General features: G+C 53.0%; 21 protein-coding genes. 15 read left to right on the top strand and 6 right to left on the bottom strand.

Going from position 1 to position 19853, the window contains the following annotated elements; genetic code table 11:
- Positions 1 to 145 precede the first annotated feature (145 nt).
- Positions 146 to 433: a TRAM domain-containing protein gene (locus tag Q8P05_04930; GenBank protein MDP2666811.1), complete on the top strand. Its 288-nt coding sequence runs from the start codon at positions 146 to 148 to the stop codon at positions 431 to 433.
- A gap of 54 nt (positions 434 to 487) precedes the next feature.
- Here Q8P05_04930 and Q8P05_04925 read toward each other — a convergent pair whose 3' ends face one another.
- The gene (locus tag Q8P05_04925) at positions 488 to 1234 is read right to left on the bottom strand and encodes a DUF4013 domain-containing protein (GenBank protein MDP2666810.1); all 747 of its coding nucleotides are present in this window, start codon (positions 1232 to 1234) and stop codon (positions 488 to 490) included.
- A gap of 62 nt (positions 1235 to 1296) precedes the next feature.
- On the opposite strand from Q8P05_04925, the gene Q8P05_04920 reads away from it, so the two are divergent.
- The gene (locus Q8P05_04920; GenBank protein MDP2666809.1) at positions 1297 to 1827 is read left to right on the top strand and encodes an NUDIX domain-containing protein; all 531 of its coding nucleotides are present in this window, start codon (positions 1297 to 1299) and stop codon (positions 1825 to 1827) included.
- Between the two features lie 58 nt (positions 1828 to 1885).
- On the top strand, positions 1886 to 3613 hold the full coding sequence (locus Q8P05_04915; protein MDP2666808.1) for a hypothetical protein: 1728 nt from the start codon (positions 1886 to 1888) through the stop codon (positions 3611 to 3613).
- Here the strand turns inward: Q8P05_04915 and radC are convergent.
- A complete protein-coding gene (gene radC / locus Q8P05_04910; GenBank protein MDP2666807.1) occupies positions 3610 to 4275 on the bottom strand; it encodes a DNA repair protein RadC in 666 nt (221 codons plus the stop codon). The two genes, Q8P05_04915 and radC, sit on opposite strands and share 4 nt — an antisense overlap.
- Positions 4276 to 4365: 90 nt before the next feature.
- Between radC and Q8P05_04905 the strand changes: the two genes are divergently transcribed.
- The 12 genes from Q8P05_04905 (at position 4366) to crtI (ending at position 17566) form a co-directional block, all read left to right on the top strand.
- The gene (locus Q8P05_04905) at positions 4366 to 5634 is read left to right on the top strand and encodes a DEAD/DEAH box helicase (GenBank protein ID MDP2666806.1); all 1269 of its coding nucleotides are present in this window, start codon (positions 4366 to 4368) and stop codon (positions 5632 to 5634) included.
- A gap of 71 nt (positions 5635 to 5705) precedes the next feature.
- Entirely contained in the window at positions 5706 to 7016 is a 1311-nt protein-coding gene (locus Q8P05_04900; protein MDP2666805.1) for a geranylgeranyl reductase family protein, read from the top strand.
- 131 nt (positions 7017 to 7147) lie between these two features.
- A complete protein-coding gene (locus tag Q8P05_04895; protein ID MDP2666804.1) occupies positions 7148 to 7873 on the top strand; it encodes a glycosyltransferase in 726 nt (241 codons plus the stop codon).
- A gap of 108 nt (positions 7874 to 7981) precedes the next feature.
- A complete protein-coding gene (locus tag Q8P05_04890) occupies positions 7982 to 9133 on the top strand; it encodes a glycosyltransferase (protein MDP2666803.1) in 1152 nt (383 codons plus the stop codon).
- A gap of 24 nt (positions 9134 to 9157) precedes the next feature.
- Positions 9158 to 10873 (top strand): FAD-binding protein, encoded by a 1716-nt coding sequence (locus Q8P05_04885; protein MDP2666802.1) that lies wholly within the window; start codon positions 9158 to 9160, stop codon positions 10871 to 10873.
- On the top strand, positions 10848 to 11771 hold the full coding sequence (locus Q8P05_04880; protein MDP2666801.1) for a 2Fe-2S iron-sulfur cluster-binding protein: 924 nt from the start codon (positions 10848 to 10850) through the stop codon (positions 11769 to 11771). Before Q8P05_04885 ends, Q8P05_04880 begins: the two co-directional genes overlap by 26 nt.
- Positions 11772 to 11973: 202 nt before the next feature.
- The gene (locus Q8P05_04875) at positions 11974 to 12402 is read left to right on the top strand and encodes a DUF2203 domain-containing protein (GenBank protein MDP2666800.1); all 429 of its coding nucleotides are present in this window, start codon (positions 11974 to 11976) and stop codon (positions 12400 to 12402) included.
- Between the two features lie 2 nt (positions 12403 to 12404).
- The gene (locus tag Q8P05_04870) at positions 12405 to 13046 is read left to right on the top strand and encodes a class I SAM-dependent methyltransferase (protein MDP2666799.1); all 642 of its coding nucleotides are present in this window, start codon (positions 12405 to 12407) and stop codon (positions 13044 to 13046) included.
- A 118-nt stretch (positions 13047 to 13164) separates the two neighbouring features.
- On the top strand, positions 13165 to 13776 hold the full coding sequence (locus Q8P05_04865) for a Fe-Mn family superoxide dismutase (GenBank protein ID MDP2666798.1): 612 nt from the start codon (positions 13165 to 13167) through the stop codon (positions 13774 to 13776).
- A gap of 94 nt (positions 13777 to 13870) precedes the next feature.
- Complete coding sequence (locus tag Q8P05_04860) at positions 13871 to 15049, top strand: NAD(P)/FAD-dependent oxidoreductase (protein MDP2666797.1); 1179 nt, start codon at positions 13871 to 13873, stop codon at positions 15047 to 15049.
- A gap of 99 nt (positions 15050 to 15148) precedes the next feature.
- Complete coding sequence (locus Q8P05_04855) at positions 15149 to 16009, top strand: phytoene/squalene synthase family protein (protein MDP2666796.1); 861 nt, start codon at positions 15149 to 15151, stop codon at positions 16007 to 16009.
- Positions 16010 to 16036: 27 nt separating this feature from the next.
- The gene (crtI, locus tag Q8P05_04850; GenBank protein ID MDP2666795.1) at positions 16037 to 17566 is read left to right on the top strand and encodes a phytoene desaturase family protein; all 1530 of its coding nucleotides are present in this window, start codon (positions 16037 to 16039) and stop codon (positions 17564 to 17566) included.
- On the opposite strand, the gene Q8P05_04845 is transcribed toward crtI, so the two are convergent.
- Genes Q8P05_04845 through Q8P05_04830 form a run of 4 tightly spaced genes read right to left on the bottom strand, consistent with a single transcriptional unit; the run spans position 17560 to position 19736 of the window.
- Positions 17560 to 18114, bottom strand: a complete 555-nt coding sequence (locus tag Q8P05_04845) for a hypothetical protein (protein ID MDP2666794.1) — start codon at positions 18112 to 18114, stop codon at positions 17560 to 17562. The two genes, crtI and Q8P05_04845, sit on opposite strands and share 7 nt — an antisense overlap.
- Positions 17996 to 18406 carry a lycopene cyclase domain-containing protein gene (locus tag Q8P05_04840; protein MDP2666793.1) on the bottom strand — a complete coding sequence of 137 codons (411 nt, stop codon included), beginning with the start codon at positions 18404 to 18406 and terminating at the stop codon, positions 17996 to 17998. Before Q8P05_04840 ends, Q8P05_04845 begins: the two co-directional genes overlap by 119 nt.
- The gene (locus Q8P05_04835; protein MDP2666792.1) at positions 18406 to 18720 is read right to left on the bottom strand and encodes a lycopene cyclase domain-containing protein; all 315 of its coding nucleotides are present in this window, start codon (positions 18718 to 18720) and stop codon (positions 18406 to 18408) included. Before Q8P05_04835 ends, Q8P05_04840 begins: the two co-directional genes overlap by 1 nt.
- Before the next feature lie 38 nt (positions 18721 to 18758).
- Positions 18759 to 19736: a glycosyltransferase family 2 protein gene (locus tag Q8P05_04830; GenBank protein ID MDP2666791.1), complete on the bottom strand. Its 978-nt coding sequence runs from the start codon at positions 19734 to 19736 to the stop codon at positions 18759 to 18761.
- Between the last annotated feature and the right edge of the window lie 117 nt (positions 19737 to 19853).

Below are 19853 nucleotides of genomic sequence, written 5' to 3'. Positions count from 1 at the left end.
TATAATTCCCTCCCTGAATGGATTCACATGCCCGCATTAGCCTTCTTCTGTTTACCCACCCCTTTCCCCCGCGCCCCTATCAATTGGATCACCCTTTTCGGGGGTTTTGTGCAAAACCCTTTCTTGCCATTGGAGGTCAGTCAATATGGATGAAGAGAATGGAATGGATTTCGATCGACCCCGCCGGAACTTCGGCCCGGTCCCCGTGAAAGAAGGCGACATCTATGATGTGGTCATCGAAGGCATCGGCGAGAAAGGGGATGGCATCGCCAAGGTCCAAGGATTCGTCATCGTGGTTCCCAACACCCAGCAAGGACAGCACGTTAAGGTGCGCGTCACCGCGGTGCGGGGAAAGGTGAGCTTTGGGGAAGTCATCGAAACCAATGACGAACCAGCGCCAGAAGCCACCGAAGCGGCGGCATCGGACGAATAAAATTCCTATTTTTTGGGAAAAGGCGGAGGGGCTCTCCGCCCAATTTTACCCTATTTATCGTTTTCGCTTAAACTTTCGCTTGAAACTTGTTGTATGCGTCGCACGAGAACGGGCATGCCACCCTTCCGCTTCCCTGACGGATTCCCCCATCATGGTGTACCAGGTCATCCACCACATGTACCAGGCGATGCCTGCCAGGATTAGGGAGATGATACTGAAACCGGGGGCAGAGAGAATAGTCACTAATCCCAACAGCACCAATCCATAGGCGGCCATGAGGAGCCAGGTGATCCAATAGTGCGGGCTCACGATAACCGGTAGAATCTTGGAGAATTGGAACGCGCTCCCCACGCGCTTGTCATGAGCAAAAAATTGCAATCCCACCGGGAGCATGATGGCGGCCAGGAATCCGAGAAGAACCACGAGGCCCCCCACCACTGGGCTCCCGAGGAGCAATGTCATCAAACTCTGGAGGGACGCAAACGGATACAATAATATCTGCGAGACGATGCTCACGAGAAAAGGAAAAGATACCGCAATCCCACCCACCAAGAGTAGCATGGCGGGGAGGAAATAGAGGACGGTGACCACGAACACCATTAGCCCTGTAAGGAAGGCGTCTACGAAATCATCGAAATGGGGCATGGTGTCCTGGCTGCGCAAGGTCCGCCGTGCCGCTTCAATACCCAATCCATGCACGAATGCCTGGAGGGGAATAAAAGTAGAGAACAAAACCCCCAGCATCACGGTCACTGGATTAGTCTTCAATGGCCGTTTGACAGCCTCCACGAAATGAATCATATACCATACCCCCATTCTCCCATGCCGAAGGCACCCGGTTTTACTTTATAAACTCCCCGTTTATGTCATCCTTATACCCCTCCCCCACCCGTCCCATTATTTATGGTTCGGGATTCCTTCAGGAGTGTCGGATGAAACCCTCTGCCCCCCGCGAACCCCACCCCGGGAAATCCTGCGGAGCCATTGTGTTCCGGGGGAAAAAGGTGTTGCTGCTGCGCTCAACCTATTCCCACAATTGGGGATCCCCCCAAGGACGGATGGAACGGGGAGAGAATGAAGAGCAGACCGCGCGACGCGAGGTATTCGAAGAAACGGGGTTGAAAAATATTCGTTTCCTCCCAGGATTCCGGCACGTAAATAGGTATACGATGTACCGCGCCGGAAAGGCCATCCCGCGAGAGGTCATATTTTTTCTCGCTGAAAGCAAGGAAGGAGAGGCCATAATCTCCCACGAACACGACGCCATCGAATGGGTGACATTGGAAGCGGCCTACGCCCGCGTCAAATTCCGCACATTCAAATCCATTCTCCGCGCCGCCGCCCGGGTCATTCACCCTGAAGCCCTGCCCCGGATGCCCGACCCTAAAAAATAGAAAAGCCGATGGCGAACCATTAAAATGGATTAAAAAACTCCACCCTCTTACAAAGGGCATGCGATACCTCTCCATCCTCGCCATATTGCTCTTCCTCGTCCTTGCGGGATGTGTCCAAACCCCCTCCAATGGAAATGACAATGGTCTTCCTCCCGGGAACGGACAACCCTCTCCTATTCCCCCCGGGGAATGGTGGTTTTATGCTCCCATTCAGTCGAACACCAATCCCTGGCAGGTGGCGGACCTCCCCTACCTCGCGGATCCCACCGAAATCAATCGCGCGAGGGAGTGGCTGTCCACCCAAACCATTTCATACGACGACGCATTTTTCCTCGCGCGGGATGTCGCGGTATGCGCGGCGCTCAATTGCCCGCGGGGAGACTATTTACTCGTGCATGCTCCCGATGCGATGAACCGCGGCCCATTAGAAGCCGCGGGGTTTGTCCCCATGAATGAACCCTTTGCGCATATTGTGAGTTCACTACGTGACGATACTACTCCAACTGGAACCAATGCTGTGTCTTACCGAATATTTTTCTACAACCCCACCGACCAATCCATTTTCTATGGCGGTTGCAATAATTTCATCTGGGAGCGGATGGCATTGGAAGGCACCACCCCCATTATCCCTAACACGTGTGTTTGGGAAGGCCTTCCATCCTCATTGGCGCCCCAGACGCGCATCGCATTCGAGGGCACCATCCAAATGAGTGGAGAATATCGGGGGACTATTCCCTATGGCATCGGGTGCGACTCAACCCAACCGTTATCCCAGGGAGGGTGCACCTCTCTTCGAACGGCCTACTCCAACTCAATAACTGCTACCATTCTCACGGAAGGGTATTCGCTCCTGCGCTATGACCTGAAACAATGCCACACCAACCCCTGGCAAGACCCCGAGCAGCCCCTTAATGCGGAAGCTGACCGCGCGGCCTTTACCCAATGGTTGGAGGATAACACCCTCACCCCAGAAAACACCCGGTATGTTCCGCCTCCTCAAGGGTTTGTGGCCTGCGCCGCGTGCACATGTGGGAGTGGCGCAACTTATCATATCATTCTTCCTCCATCCCAACAAGCGGCGGCCGAAACACTGGGATTCACCCTCATCGGAAGCATCCCAGAGCTCCATTCTCCTCCCTCGTATGAGTTGCTCGAGTGGTATGTGTTCATGCCCTTCCAATGCTACGCCAACCCGTGGAAGGTTCCCAAGCAGCCGGTTATCTCCCCCGAAAGGGATATGCAACTCATGAAAGAATGGTTGGAGGAAGATGGCATCACCGTCAAAGAAATGGCCTTCATCAATGGATTCAACCTCGATAACAAGTGTACCGTCCGCTCCAACAAGGTGTATGGATTGGGGATCGCGGACGCGGAAAGCATGCGCCTCCTCGAAGACAGGATGTTCGTCCGCGCGGGAGAGGAACAGCTCGTGATGTTCACCTCCCAATCCAACACCGCCCCCATCCCCTTATTCTATCCCACCAAATTCTGCGCCACTCCTCCTTGGGGGAGTCCAGATTTGACGCAGGGGAATGAAGCAGGGGTAAAGGAACGCATGATTGAATGGTTGGCCACGCAAGGCATACTCCCCTATGACGTGAGTATTCACACCGTGCCCATATCCACGAGCAAGGCCTGCGACACCGAAAGCGGGTTAGGGGTGTATATTGAAGTGCCCGCGTGGAGTGAAACCCATTTGGGGACGCATGGTTTCCTGCGCCCATCTGTCACGTTCAAACGCGAGGCCACGCAGGTTTATCCTGTTCTGACGACGGAAGGAAATTAGAACAGCCCTTCCTCCCGCATCCTGAATAATTCTTCACGCGTCACGATGAGGTGGTCCGCCAACTCCACATCAATCCATGCGCATCCTTCCAAAATTTGTTTGGTGAGCAACAAGTCCTGCGCCGAAGGGGAGGCATCCTGGGAAGGATGATTATGCATGAGCACGAGACGCGCCGCATTCCTCTGCACCGCCACCCGCAACACATCTCGGGGTTCCACCATCACCGCATACCGCGTCCCTTCGCTGATCTTCACCGGGTTTCCAAGTGCCCTATCCCTTCGGTCAAGGGGAATCACATAGAACACTTCATGCGCCAACCCCCGGATACGGGTGGCAATAGATGCCTCCATATCCCCCCGCGAGCGCGGTATCTCATGCCGGGTGTTCATCCGGGTGCCTAACTCGAGCGCGGCCTTCACGGTGATGGCTTGGACATTTCCCAATCCATTCTGGATGAGGTCATCCGTTTCCCCCGCCTGCAAACGGGTCAAATCTCCCTCGCATCCCCGCAAAACCTCATGAGCCAGTTCCACCGCATTCTTCCCTTTCCTCCCGGTGCGCAAAAGGATGGCCAGCAATTCGGCGTCGGAAAGGACATGGAACCCTTCCTCCTTTCCCCGCTCTCGCGGACGCAGGTGGGGGGGCCAGGCCTGGAGCTTCATGGCTTTCCTAACCCATGAAATAGAAGAAAAACCCACGTTGGCTTCTACATGAATTGGGGTTTTATAATTCCCTCTCTCCCCATTATAGTCATGACCCCTCCCAAACGGAAAAAAACAATCCCCCGCCGGACCAAAACCCCGCGGCTTCCTTCCTCAATACCCATCAAAAAGAAAATGAGCCAAACTCCATCTCCCATTTCTCCCCCTCCACTGGATGAAAGTATTCTCGTGGAGACCGATGAGCCCCCCCTCACCTTTCACGCTTTCGGAATACCCTCCGACATAATACGCAGTCTGGATGAACATGGGTATACTATTCCTACGCCCATCCAACACGAAACCATTCCCCTCATCCAGGATGGAAAGGATGTCCTCGGGCAAGCCAAAACGGGTACGGGGAAGACCGCCGCCTTCGGCATCCCTATCCTCCAGCACGTGGATCCAACAATAAAATCCCCTCAAGCCCTGATCGTCGTTCCCACGCGCGAACTCGCCCTGCAAGTGAAGCACGAGATCCAGAAGATAGGGAAACATACCCCCGCGCATGTCGTCGCTGTTTTCGGTGGCGCCAATATGAATGCGCAAATCACCGAACTCAAGCGGGGCGCCCACATTGTCGTCGGAACTCCTGGAAGAATAATGGATTTCCTCCGGCAGAAAGTGCTCAATCTCTCCCGCCTGCGCGTCGTCGTTCTGGACGAGGCAGACAAGATGCTCGACATGGGATTCGTGGATGACATCGAAACCATCCTCTCCTACGCCCCCAAAGAACGACAGACACTCCTCTTCTCCGCGACCATGCCTTCCGGTATCAAAAAGCTGGCGCGCAAGCACATGCGGGATTTTCTTGAAGTGAACCTCAGCCAGGACACTCTTACTGTAGAAAACATCATCCAATACTTCGTGAATGTGGATCCCAAGCAACGCGTTTCCACCCTTCTGGGGTTGGTGCACCAATTCGACGTGACTCGGGGGATCATTTTCTGCTCGACCAAGCGCACGGTGGACTGGCTCGCCCACCAATTAGAACGCCGCCGCTTTCCCGTGGCAAAAATACATGGGGATATGACCCAAGCCCAGCGCGAACGCAATTTACGAGACTTCAAAGAAGGGAAATTTCCCCTCCTCCTCGCCACGAATGTGGCGTCGCGGGGCATCCATGTCGAGGACATCTCCCATGTGATTAACTTTGACTTTCCAGAGGAATATGAGACTTACATCCACCGCATCGGAAGGACAGCGCGGCAAGGACGGAAAGGGATTGCCGTGACATTCGTCACCAATATGGCCCAACAGCAACAACTCAAAGAGCTGGAACTGCTCATGAATGCCAAAGTGCATGAGATTAGAGCCAAATAAGGAAAAGGGCCTATTTGGGAAAGGCCGCCACCCCACGCGTTTAAATCCCTTTTCGCGACCCATGATGGGATATGCCCTCCCAAATCACTTCGCTGACTCCCATTCAAACGGGGGAGGAATCACCCCCTGTTTTGCCCCCCCAAACAACTACTCCTAAGTATGATGTCATCGTCGTGGGTGCCGGACCGGGGGGGAGTAGCGCCGCCATGTTCCTCCAGGAGAAAGGATACAAGGTATTGCTCCTCGAGAAACAGAAATATCCGCGCGACAAGATTTGCGGGGACGCGGTTTCAGGGAAGAGCGTGGGAATGCTGAAAGCCCTGGGTTTGGATGGAGAAATGGAAACTATCGACCACGCCAAGGTATATGGCCTCGTCTTCTCCTCTCCTAAAGGGGAAATGCTCGAGATTCCCATGCCCTACAAGAATGAAGAGGAAAAGAACAAGCCTCGAGGGTATGTGGCCCGACGCATGGAATTTGACTATTTCCTCTTCCGTCACGCCCGGGAAAGGGTTGAGGTCAGGGAGCAATTCCAGGTAACTGATCTCCTTTTTGATGATGAAAAGACCGTCATCGGAGTGAGGGGTATGGATCTTCTCACGAAGGAAATTCACGCATTCCACTCCACATTCGTCATCGGCGCCGACAGCGTGTACTCGGTGGTCGCTCAAAAGGTGGGAGTGGAAAAGATACCCGACGAGCACCTCTGCGAGGCGACACGGGTGTATTACAAAGGCGTCGCGGGACTAACTCCTAATATCGAAATTCACTTCGTGGACTCGGTGATGCCGGGGTATTTCTGGATATTCCCCCTCGAAGATGGGAAGGCCAATGTGGGATTGGGCATGGTGCGGGCAGACCGACAGAAGAAAGGGGTTAACCTCGTGCAGGAAACCGAAAAGGTGATCCAGGAACACCCGCTTTTCAAGGAACGCTTCAAGAACGCGGAACGGTTGGGAGACATTAAAGGATGGACATTGCCCTTTGGGAGTTTCAGACGCACCCTCCATGGAAAAGGATGGCTGCTCATCGGGGACGCGGCCTCGCTCGTCGACCCTTTTTCGGGAGAAGGCATAGGGAATGCCATGACCTCCGGAAAATTCGCCGCGGAAGCCATCGACCGCGCCTATAAAGCCCATGATTTCTCCCCCGCCTTCATGCAATGGTACGCGGATGAATTATGGAAAGAAATTGGGCCCGAGATGCAGACGAGCTACATGCTCCAGAAAATGGGCCGCCACCAATGGCTGCTCAACCTGGTCATAGGGAAGGCCGCCAAGAGCAAAGAGATCCGCGACACCATCTCGGGCATGCTCGTGAACGAGGAAGCACGGAAAAACTTCATCTCGCCCGGATTCTACCTCAAACTGCTATTCGCCTAGTGGCCACTGAAATTTTCAACTCATCTGTTCAACCTGTCTTGGAGTCGAAAGGATGGATTAGGAGGTTGGGTTTGCCCAATTTCTGATCCCTCACTATCACTTTAATATTTCCACGCTCTCTTCCAATAGGTATGGTTGCTCCTCAACCCATTGCCCTTTCCATCGTCGTATGCACTCTCAATGAGGAGAAGAACATCGCGACTTGTCTTAATTCCCTGCGCGACCAGGATTTCCAAGGGAATTATGAAATTATCGTGGCGGACGGGAATTCCGAGGATAAAACAGTAGCATTGGCACGTCCTCTGGCGGACAAGGTGGTCGTGGAAAAAAATCGCAGCATCGCATATGAGCGCCAGGCCGGCGCGGGGGTGGCGGAAGGGAACATCATCGCTTTCACCGATGCGGATTCGCGCGCCCCGAGGGATTGGGCCAGGAAGATATGTGAGACATTCCAAAAAAATCCATCCGTCTCCATGATCTACGGCCCCGTGTTTTATTCCGATGTGTCCAAACAGGAACAATTCCTCTCCACTTTCTTCATGCCCAAATTCCTGCGGGTCATGAGCTTCCTGCGCATGCACAACCCCATCGGAAGCAACATCGCCATCCGCCGGGAAGTATTCGAGAAAATCGGGGGATTCAACACCGCCTACATCACGTGCGAGGACCTGGATCTGGGTAAGCGCGCCCGACACCACGGGGATCTGCACTATGACCAATTTCTCCACCATTTCGTCTCGGCCCGACGCGTGAAGAAATGGGGATACCTGCGCTACGTTGGATTCCACCTCTTCAATGGGGTGCGGTACCACCTCACCGGAAGAGCCTCGCAGAAATACGAGGACGTGCGGGATTGACTAACATTATGGTCATATAAACTCCTAATCGAGGTAGATATCCATTCAATCACATAAAATTAATGGAAGGTTTGGGTGAATCGACAAGTATTTTCAACGAGGCAACTCATGCGCATCGCCATATTCACCGACTCCTTCTGGCCCCAAATCAATGGGGTCACCACGAGCATCCTCAACATGGTCCGTGTCCTCTCACGGCAGGGGCATTCTTTCCTCATCTATGCTCCCAAGCCGGCGGGTGAGGTGAAAACATTTCCATCCATTAAACACGTGGAAGTGGTTTGGTTGCCCGCGCGACCATTGCCCACCTATCCAGATTACCTCATCGCTTATTCTTTTTCCCACGAGGCCGAAAAAAAATTCAAAGATTTTAATCCGGAAATAGTGCACATCCACACCCCTTTTTTTGTGGCCGATCAGGGGATCAAACTCGCCCAACGAAACAAGATTCCCGTCATCGGGACATTTCACACCCTCGTATCTGAGTTCCTGGAATACGTGCCCCTCCCCCTCCTCAAGGATAATCCCATCATGAAGCAACTCACTTGGACTTACACCCAGCGCTTCTATGGCCGGTGCGATCTCATTTCAACCCCCACTCAGGTGTTGGCGGATGAATTGATTTTCCATGGGTTTTCAAAGGTGCGGGTGCTCAGCAATGGCATCGATTACCATCTATTCGCCTCGACTAAAGCCACCCCTCCCAAGAAGACTAAAAACCTGGTTTATTTCGGAAGAATTTCATTTGAAAAGCGAATCGATGTGGCCATCGAGGTGCTTAAACTATTGCGCGAAAAAGATCCCGCTTTTATTCTGAATCTCATTGGGGCTGGACCGGCCGAGACATCCCTGAAACGGAAAGCATTCGACTTGGGATTAGGGAAACATGTGCATTTCATTGGACCAAAATCCGGGAAAGCATTGGCGACCGCGGTGAAGCGAAATCATGTCCTCCTCGCCCCCTCCCCCATGGAGACGCAAGGATTGTACATTCTTGAAGCAATGGCCGCCGGCCTTCCCATCGTGGGATGCGCCATGCGGGCTATCCCTGTGGCTCTGGGGAAAAACGAGCGGGGACTATTGTTTGCCAATGGGGATGCTCGGGATGCCGCGGAGAAAGTGGTAAAAATAATGGAACATCCCCCCCTGCGGAAAAAACTGGTTACTAACGCCAAAAAATGGGTGAAGCGCTACAGCCAGGAGGCCATCGCCAGGGAATGGCTCCGCATGTATCAGGAAATGGTTTCCCAACAGCCTTAAATGGGCTGTTTTAGTCGGGAGGATATGCCCTCCATCTCCCACGACATCCTCATCATTGGCGCAGGGATCGCCGGACAACGGGCGGCGATCGAGGCACGCCAGCAGAACATGGACGTGGGAATCGTTTCCAAGGTCCACCCGGTGCGCGCTCATGTAGCGGACGCAAGTGATGGTATCAATGCGGCGATGGGGCCACAGGATGATTGGAAAAAGCATTTCAATGACACCGTTTATGGGGGCGATTTTCTCGGGGACCAGGACGCCATCGAAATAATGTGCCAAGAGGCCCCCGCCCGAGTGAAGGAACTGGAATCTTCTTGGGGGCTCGCGTTTTCACGCACCCAAAAAGGAGAGATGGCCCGACGCGTCCTTGGGGGGCATCAAAAACCTCGCACTCATTACGCGGAGGATCGCACGGGGCACCTGCTCCTGCACCTCTTGCATGATCAACTCATGAAGACCCATCCTACGATGTACACGGATTATTTTTGTGTGGGTTTGGTTGTAGAAGAAAATGGTTGCCAAGGAGCCATTCTCCTGGACATTCAAAAAGGGAAACTCATCGAGGCCCATGCCCGCGCGGTGATGCTGGCCACCGGAGGATCGGGAAGGATTTTTTCTCCCACCACAAATACGAATGCCAGCACAGGGGATGGGCTCGCATTGGCCTTCAACGCGGGATTGCCATTGGAAGACATGGAGTTTGTCCAATTCCACCCCACCGGGATGCATGGAAAAGGATATGTTATCCCGGAGGCGGCCTGCGGAGAAGGGGCGCACCTGCTCAATGCGAAAGGCGAACGCTTCATGAAGCGGTATGCCCCCACTGCCCTGGAACGGGCGCCCCGGGATATTATCGCCCGGGCGATTGCCAAGGAAATAATGAGCAAAAGGGGAGTGGGTCCCCAAAATGATCATGTATTATTGGACGCACGGCCAATGGGAGAAAAAGCCATTTCAGCGCATCTTCCTGAAACCATCCACATGGTCAAAACCCATTTGAATATCGATGGCACGCAAGAACATATTCCCGTTTCCCCCGCGGCGCACCTCACTATGGGGGGTATTCCCATCGACCTGCAAACCCGCGTCGTGACGGATGCCCGTAACACAATTCTCCCCCATCTGTATGCGGCCGGGGAAACGGCCTGCGCGGGCGTGCATGGGGCCAATGGATTGGGAGGAAACACGGTGCTGGAAAGCCTGGTATTCGGCCGCATCGCAGGTTTGCGAATGAGTCACCAGGTGCGCACCCGCAAATCTTCACTCAAGCCCCATGATTCCATCCACCTGGAACGCGCGCGGGAAAGGATTAACCGGTTTTTGACCACGTCCCATGGATTCAAATCCTATGACGTTCAGGAAAAATTGTCCCAATTAATGACCCAAACCTGCGGGATCTACCGGAGTAACGCGTCTCTCTCCCGGGGGATGCGGGGCTGGGAGAAGATTCGCACGCAGATTGAACAATTACACGTGGACGACAAATCCCCTGTGTACAACACCGATCTCCTCGCGGCTCTCGAGACTCATCATTTGGTTTCCATCTCCGAAGCCATATTGGCCAGCGCCCTCGCCCGCACCGAGAGCCGAGGCACGCATACTCGTATCGATTATCCCCGGAGGGACAATGCCAAATGGTTGAAACACACCCTCGCGACCAAAAAAGGGAAGGGCGTGGCGCTAACCTATAAGAGCGTGGTGATCAAAGGCTATGCGCCGGAAGGAAGGCATTACTAATATGGCCCGACTTAAAACAAAGAAACGGAAATCAACGCTTATTCCAAAAGGCAAACCCTCTCCGAGGAAAACTATTTTCCCTCGAAAACAGAAAAAATATATTCAAAAGAAAAAAAATATCCCATTGAAAAAAAGGAAACCTCTAATTAACCCCCGGAAAACCAATCGATCTCCCCCAAAAAGAATCCCCAAACACGTATTCCCTTCCACCTGGTTCGTGCGGGTCAGCCGATATAATCCTCACATGGATTTCGGTCCCCGCACGCATGAGTATGCCATCTCCCCAAAAGAGGGGGAGAGTGTCGCGGAACTCCTTCTGCGACTCAAACACACCCAGGATGGAAGTTTGACCTTTCGCTCAAACTGTGGACACGCCAGTTGTGGTTCCTGCGGGATGCGAGTGAATGGCCGCCCCGTCTTAGGATGCGTCATCAAAGTAGGGGATCATATCGATCAAAACGGGAGCATCCGCATCGACCCCCTGACCCCGGAGAGGGTAATCAAGGATTTAGTGTGCGACGAGAAAGAGTTCTTCCACCAACTAACTCAAGTAAATTCCCACCTCGTCCCTCGAAAACAAATGGATATTCGCCGCTACAGAATGTCTCCAGATGAAATAAGACAATTGGGGGACGCCCATCAATGTACCCTATGCGGGATATGCCACGCCTCCGCCGAAGTTTGGAAAACAGGGGGTTTGAGTCCGGCCGCATTCGTCAAGGCGCATCAGTATGCCGTGGATGCGCGGGATGGGGATGCCACGCGCGTGGCCATCATCAAAAAACACCTGCCGGTGCCCTACTCGTTGGAAAAGGCCGATGAGTGCCCGCGCACCCTACACCCGGGGCAGAAGATTAAATGGTTTATGGACACCATTCCGAATGAAAAGCAGGGATGAGATGGTTTCTTGCTGCAATAACTAGCCTTTTTACGAAATGGATGGCATCCCGATAAACTTCCACCGGGATAAACTCATTGCAAGACGCATCGACATCGAATTGGCGGGGGACCGTTTCTTTTATAATAAACAGATGGCCGCCCGCGCGCCGAGGGAAGCCTTAATAGAGAATCTATAAAAACGGTGGCTTCGCTACTTGTTCATGTCCCGTTATTATTTCACCGTTGAGGAAGTCGAACGCATCCTTCCCAAAGTGAAACGCCACATGGAGAAACTCATGACTATTCATGACGAGCTCCTCGCCCTCACGGGGGTTAAAGTGCACGCGTACTCCCCTGATCTGAAGGCCCAAATACTGGCCATCAACATCAACAAGCGTTATCATGAATTGTCATTCAAATATTTTGCCGAACTCGAAACCCTCACACGGATGGGTTGCTATGTGAAGGACGTCTCTCAAGGGCTGGTTGATTTCTACACCAAAATGGGGGGAAAGGACCTATTGCTCTGCTGGCAATACGACGAATCCGAAGTGCTCTATTTCCACGATGAAGACTCTGGGTTCAATGGGAGACAACCCATCGCCCTGCTCAAGGAAAGGCTCGCGGACGAGCAGCGCGCGCTGTTATAGTTATGCCCACCCCCCAGGCCACCAAATACCTGGCATTGTATGAGCAGGACGTGATTGTGCGGGACAACACGCTCTCGCTCTATGACACCTTCCTCCGAAACATGGGAGAATCCAAAACTCTCATTCAAATCATCCAGGATTTATTGAAAGAAAAAAAAAGAATACGCTTGCTCGACATCGGGTGTGGGAACGCGCAGGTGCTGCACGAGCTCAAAACCCATTTCGGGGACCGCGTCCACACGATGGGGGTAGACCTCCTGCCCCCCTTTTACCCGCCGGACGAATTTCTACAGGGAGACGTGCACGAACTCCCATTGCCCCTGGAATGTGACCTCATCCTGAGCTTCCGCGCCCTTCATGAGATGGGGAACCTTCCCTCCCTTCTTCCCCGCATCGCCCGCGCATTAGGAAAAGGGGGAAAAGCTTACTTGTGGGTGCGCCTGCGGGTCATCGAGGCCAATTCAGACCAATTGGAAGGGGAAATGACCCCCACTGATGAGGCCTTCCTGGAAGCGAGTGCTCCCCGCACCAAATGGGGTGAGACTTTTGCCCTCGTGGACCCTATTCTAGGAGAATTCATCCCAAAGAGTGGGGTGCTCCAGGAAATAGCGCGCGGGTATGCGATCGTGCTTCATCGCCCCTGATAACCATTCGAAATTAAAATGAGGACTACTACCCGGACGAAAAATAATTAATGACAAAGGAGCCCTTTTTTTAGTAGTAATGGCGTATAGGTAACAGAATCGGGAGGATGATGCTATCATGACTGAACCCAAACCATTGACTTACAAGAGCTTGCAGGGGCTCACCGAGAAGCAGATCTCGGAACACCACGACGTACTATATGTGGGCTATGTGAAGAAGACGGATGAGTTGAGGGAGGCCCTCAAAACGGTTGATCTCACCAAGGCCAACCAGACCTATTCCCAATTGCGCGCCGTCAAGATAGAAGAAGGATTCGCCGTCAATGGGGTGCGATTACACGAAGGCTATTTCGCCGCCCTCGGGGGGAAGGGAGGAAGGCCTAGTGGAAACCTGTTGAAAATGATCGAAGAGGATTTTGGGTCGTATGAAAAATGGGAGGCCGAATTCAAAGCCCTGGGGATGGCCGCCCGGGGATGGGTGGTGCTGGCATTCGATTGGCAGGACATGAAACTGCATAACTACATCTGCGACGCCCACAACCAAGGAGGTATCTGGGATTGTTCCGCGGTCCTGATATTGGATGTGTACGAGCATGCCTATTTCCTGGACTATGGGACCAACCGAAAAGAATACATCGAGATATTCATGAAAAATCTGAACTGGGGATTCATGGAAGAGAAGGCGGCTAATGCCCGGATGTTCGAGATGCGGTCACCTGCCCAGGGATAAAAAAGGAATGTCTTCTTCCTATGGGAAAAGAAAAGCGTTCCCCCCTATCGGGGACTTGGCACGCTTTTAAATCATTCCCGCTCCTTTCTATTCCATGGACCCATCATCCGTATACGATGTCCTGGTCATCGGCGCCGGCCCAGCTGGGGGTAATGCTGCCTATCATGCGGCCCGGAGGGGATTGAAAACCATCCTCGTGGAAGAGCATGCGGCGATCGGGGAGCCGGTGCATTGCGGGGAATGTCTGAGCGAGATGACCGAAATAAGGTGCGGGGTCAAATTTCCCAAAGAAGTTATCGCCCTCCCCGTGAATGGGGTGCAAGTGATATTCCCAGACTCCCACAAAGTCAAATTGACTGAAAAAGGATACGTGCTCGAGAAACAGGCCTTCGAGAAATGGTTGGCCGCGCGGGCCCAGGACGCGGGGAGCCATTTGTCGTTATCCACCCGCGTGACGGGATTGACACGAACAACTGGGGAATGGGACGTGGATACTTCCCAGGGAAAAATCAGGTCAAAAATGATCATTGATGGTTCAGGTGCGGCGGGAGTGGGAAACAGGATGCTCCAACTCAATCCCCGATTCGGGGTGACGACGGGCATCCAGTATGAACTCCTGGACATCCCCCAGGAAGGCTACCTGGATTTTTACTTGTGGCCCCGGCTAGCGCCAGAGGGCTACCTGTGGATGATCCCCAAGAACGATGGGCGGGCCAACGTGGGGTTGGTGACGCACGATATTCCCAAGGCCAAAATCTATTTGGACCAATTCGTGAAAGAAATGGGATGGGAGGGAAAAGCCAAGGTCAAGACATTCGGAGGGCCCATCCCCTCTTCGGGGCCGGTGAAGAACACGTATGCTGATGGGATACTCCTCATCGGGGACGCGGCTGGGTTTACCTCTCCTTTATTCGAAGGAGGCACCCAACTGGGAATGGTCTCGGGTCAGATGGCCGCGGAGGTGGCAAAGGACGCCTTAACCAAAGGGGATGTGACTAAAGCAGGTTTATCCCTCTATGAGAAGAAATGGAAAGCAGAATTTCCCTCTTATGATAGAATTATCCAAGGGAAAAAAGCCTTGTACAATTTCACTGACGCCGAACTGAATCGCATCGGGCGACTCATGCCCGCTGAGCTCTCAGACCTCTCCACCCTGGACAAAGCCAAAGTGGGATATCACGTCCTCACCCGCAACTACGACCTCTACCAAAAAGGGATCGTGGACGCATTCCTCGCCTTCGGATATTCCCGAGCGGCGCATTATGGGTGGTGAGCGCGCATGCGAATAGACGCCAACCTTTTTGTTGGATAATCCTTCATTCAAGTGGGGATAACGTCATTCCCTTATAAGGGTTGAATCTGTTTTCTGACCATGCGGCGGCAGATGTATTCTATTACTTCCCCCCAATCCGTTCCTCTCACTGAATCCCTATCGAGCTTCGCAATCGCTGCCGAGAGTTTCCCTTTAGACATCCGACGAGCCGCTACCGCTGTACACCTTTTCTGCCGGGCCACCGATGATATTGTCGATGGAAAAATGGATCCATCGAGCAAAAAAAATAAATTGCAGGAATGGGAAAAGGATTTGCACCACGGATGGGAAAATAATTCCGCGTCTCACCCCATCCTATCCGCATTCGTGAATACCTGCCGGGAATATTGGATTCCCCAGACCGACGGATTCGCCCTCATCGAGGGATTGCGGAGGGATTTGACGTGTCATCGCTATGCGACATTTGAATCATTACACCACTATTGCGCCGCCGCGGGAGGCATCCCCGGACGGATGATGGCTCGATTGGTGGGCGCGCCGCTAGCGAGTATGTCCGCCGCGGTCGCTTTAGGCATTGGGATGCAGCTCACTAATATCCTCCGGGACATCCAAGAGGATTTTGAAATAGGGCGCGTGTATTTACCCCACGAAGATATTAAATCGTTCGGATACACGGAGGAGGAGTTGGCCGCCGGGAAAATCACTCCAGCATTCCAGGAACTCATGCGTTTCCAGGTGGCCCGGGCCCGCTCATTTTATGTGCCCGCGCGCGAGGCCAAGTATTCCATTCCTCGTCACGCACGCATGGGAACTTTCCTTTGCGGCGCGCTATACGAAGGGATTTTGGATGAAATTGAACAGCGAGGATACGATGTGTTTTCCTCCCGTGTTCGGGTGTCGGATTCGCGCATGCGCCAAATATGTCAGGAGCAAAAAACCATCCTCCCCGGACACCCTTAAAAGAAGGATAATTCATTCCTATCGCGTATGCCCCCGCGCCCCGTGAAAAAAATAATTCCTTCTCACGTTTCATTTGCCATCATCGGGGCGGGGTTGGGAGGGTTGGCGCTCGCCTGCCGCCTCGCCTCACGCGGTAAAAACGTTCACGTGTTCGAGAAAAATCCATTTCCGGGAGGGAGACTATCTTCTTTCACCAAAAAGGGATATACCATCGACCGGGGGCCCACGTTTGTACTGATGCCGGGAGAATTCGAGGAACTCTTCTCGTACTGCGGGCGACGCATGGAAAACTATTTCCAGTTTGAAAATCTCCATCCCTATCTCCGGATTCACTATTGGGATGGAACATCTTTGGATATGTCCAGCCGTCTTCCCCATGCCAAAAAAGAGTTTGAGCGCGTATCCTCCGGGTCGTGGCAGGGGGTATTGGATTTTCTCGCGTATGAGCAACAAAAATATGACACCATCTACCCTGCCTTCATCGACCGAAATCATTCAACGGTGAAAGCATTGGTTTTATCGGGAGAATGGGGAAAGATGCTGGGGGCCGATGGATTCACCTCCATGTGGGAACACGCCGGAAGTTTTTTTCCGGATGAAAAGATACGATTAGCCTTCTCTTTTCAAAGTATGTACGTGGGGGAGAGCCCCTTGCGCACCCCGGGAACCTATTCCATGATTCCTTTCATCGAGATGATGGAGGGAGTATGGTACCCGTCTGGGGGGATGCCAACCATCATGAGGGGGATTGAAACGTTGGCCCGCGAGTTGGGGGTGGTAATCCACTATTCGTGCCCCGTGGAACGAATAATGGTAGAAGAGAAGGGGGCCAGAGGTATCGTATTGAAGAATGGGAAAACCATAACCACAGATACCCTCATCAGCAATCTTGACCTGCCCGCGACGTATGCACGGTTGATTCCCCGTGAAAACCGGACAACCTACTACCCCGACAAGAAGATAGACTCCCTAACCTATGGCTGTTCGGCCTTCATGCTCCACCTGGGAGTGAAGAAAGATTATCCGCAACTCCTGCACCACAATGTGTTCTTCTCCCCGGATTTTCTAATGAATTTCAGGGAGATTTTCGATGAAAAAATCCTGCCCACCCAACCCAGTTTCTACGTGAATGTTCCAACACGCACCCATCCCAAAACGGCCCCACGGGGGAAACACTTACTGAATGTCTTGGTTCCTGTTCCCCATCTCAAAAAAGATGGAGGAGTGGATTGGAAAAGCGAGAAAGAGGTTTTCACCCAGCGCGTACTGGAAAGATTGGAGGCCAGCGGGTTGACGGACCTCCGTAAGAACATCGAGATGATTGAAATCTTCACCCCAGATGATTGGGAAAAATTAGGAGGCATGCACTTCGGCTCGACATTCGGATTAGCCCCGCTATTCCTCCAGAGCAGTGTTTTCCGGCCCTCCCAAAAAAGCGAGGAGGTGGAAAACCTCTATTTCGTGGGCGCCAGCACCCATCCAGGAAGTGGGATGCCCATGGTTCTTATTTCGGCCCGCACGTGTGAACGCCTCCTGCAGGAGACCGAAGGTCATTGATGAACGTTTTCATCCCCTTTTCTCCTTTGATATTTGGCCATGGCCTTTTCCAAATGCGGCTTTATGCCTTGCAGTTCCAATAACCTCTTTTTCTCGAGTCGTGTGAGCGACCAATGTCCCCCAATCTGTTCCATCCGTTCCAAGAATTCCAGTTCCATGAGTTCATGCTGGGCATCGGCGTACTCTTCCAGCGAAACCACTCGTTTTCCCCACCAACGCTTGATAATCCGTTTGGCGCGCATGCGCTGCACGCGGAAAAAGGCGATGGGATCATTCAATGCCCGCCCGACCACATTTAACCCTTCCTTCCGGAGCAAGCGATAGTGCAACAGCTTTTGGTGATAATCGCGTAACCTGACCAATAGATCCATTTCTGTCCGGGGTGATCGGATGGTCTGCTGTTGCAGGTGTTTCAATCTCTTTTTTATCTCAAGTATTTCCTCGGAAATGGTTCTCAGTCGTTCGCGATACAATGCTTTTTTTTGGAAATGGGAAGACCGTCTGATCCGGGAAAGTAGCGGGCGCTTCTTTGGGGGGATGCGGGTCATATTGCATCTTCTGGAATTGCGTGTATAAAATAAGAGTGCTCCACAACAAGGCGGTGCCGAACAGGAGGTTCTCGAGGGGGATGATGGGAAGGTATATTCCCAATACTGCGTTTGGATTAAACCTCCATATCCCCTGGGAAGTAAACAGGTTGTCGAATACGAGCTGGAATACGAGGAATATTCCAGTGGTGAAAACCAACCGGCGCGTGGGTCGAATGACTTTCGTTTCCAGGATCAGGTCTAACATCCACACCCCGAACAGGGCCAGGGAAACCCAAATGGTGTATTCCATCAGGCCCCTCCATTCTTTTGACCTACCCATTCCCAAACCCCCAATCCGAAGAAGGGGATGATGAAAAAGAATAGTATTTCTTCGATGGGCTGGTTGCCGATAAAAAGACCCATGAGGTGTTCAGGACCGAATGTCCAATGCCCCCGCGCCACCGCCAGGGTATCCCACGCGATAAAGAGAAGCGCCACTATTCCAATAGCATTCACGGCACTCCACGCTTTCCGGGGGGAGAAACGAATGCTCATTATCTTAATCATGGCCAGCGTCCCCCCAAGGACGAGGACCAGGTATAGGAGATAGAGAATCCCGCTCATGGAAAAGAAACAAGACCGAACCAGAAAAGGGTTTCCTCTCACGCGGAGGGGGAAAGGGTAGAAGCGGGAGAAACGTCCTCATTCTTCATGAGCGTGCGTGTTGAGGATCGCGTCTTGGGCATGATACGGTATCCTACCCATGCTATTGTCTTGATGGCGGCATGCACGGGGAAGGAAAGGATGTTCGCTACCTTATACACCGCATCCAATTGGGAGAACTGCTCCCTGATCTCAGGCTCGATCACCAAGGCTTTTAGGTGCTCGTGTATTCCAAGAGGGATGTTGGCGCGCAGCTCTTCCGAACTGAAGTGTTCCTCCAACTGATATAATCCCATCACATGTTTCACGCGCCGCGTGGCGAATTCAAGAAAGTGAGCGGGGGCTTTTACCTTCACTATGGCTTGAGGGTGCGTATCCACGGAATCAAACCCCAAATACATGCCCAGCCACACTTCATCTGCAATGATGTTCTCTGGAAATCGAACCCCACGCACGGCGCTTGCGCGGACTGCGGTGCAGGATGATTTTCGGTCCTGCATGGCGATGGAAGAAATGGAAACCTCACTCATCCCGAAGAGGAGGTGGGCCATCACACTTTCGGACAAAGGGGCTTGGGGGATATCATTGGCGCTCACTCCCTTCAATCGGCGATTGCGTTGGAGGGAATTAGCTAATTGGGAAATGGTCTCCTTTTGAACCTGGGCATCCGCATCCAGGAATACAACTACGTCCTCGCTTCCCATGGATTTGGTATCTTCGGTGTGGGCGAGTAGGGCGTTCAGCGCGTGCGGCTTTCCAGGCACCCATTCGTGGATGGTGGTCAGATTCTGGTGGCGGGTTTTCAGGCGCTCCAACACCTTGGGGGTGGCATCCGTACACGCATTGGCGCAGACAGTAATGTCCATCCCATAGCCTTTGACGGGGTCGGACTGGGACACCGCTTCGATGGTGGCGGGGAGGTTCCTGGCCTCGTTCCGGGCCGGGATAAGAATGGCAATATCGTGGGTATTGGGCATGGAAAACGCTCCTAAATACGGTTTGGTCTTTATAATAGATTGGGGTCCACCCCCCGTCTTCTGTTTGCTGCGCCCTTCCCTTCCATTGGCCCGCACCCTTATATTTTCGGCCCCCGC

Source organism: Candidatus Diapherotrites archaeon (assembly GCA_030688545.1).
Taxonomy (GTDB): domain Archaea; phylum Iainarchaeota; class Iainarchaeia; order Iainarchaeales; family VGJJ01; genus VGJJ01.
This window is presented reverse-complemented; position numbering and strand designations above follow the sequence as displayed.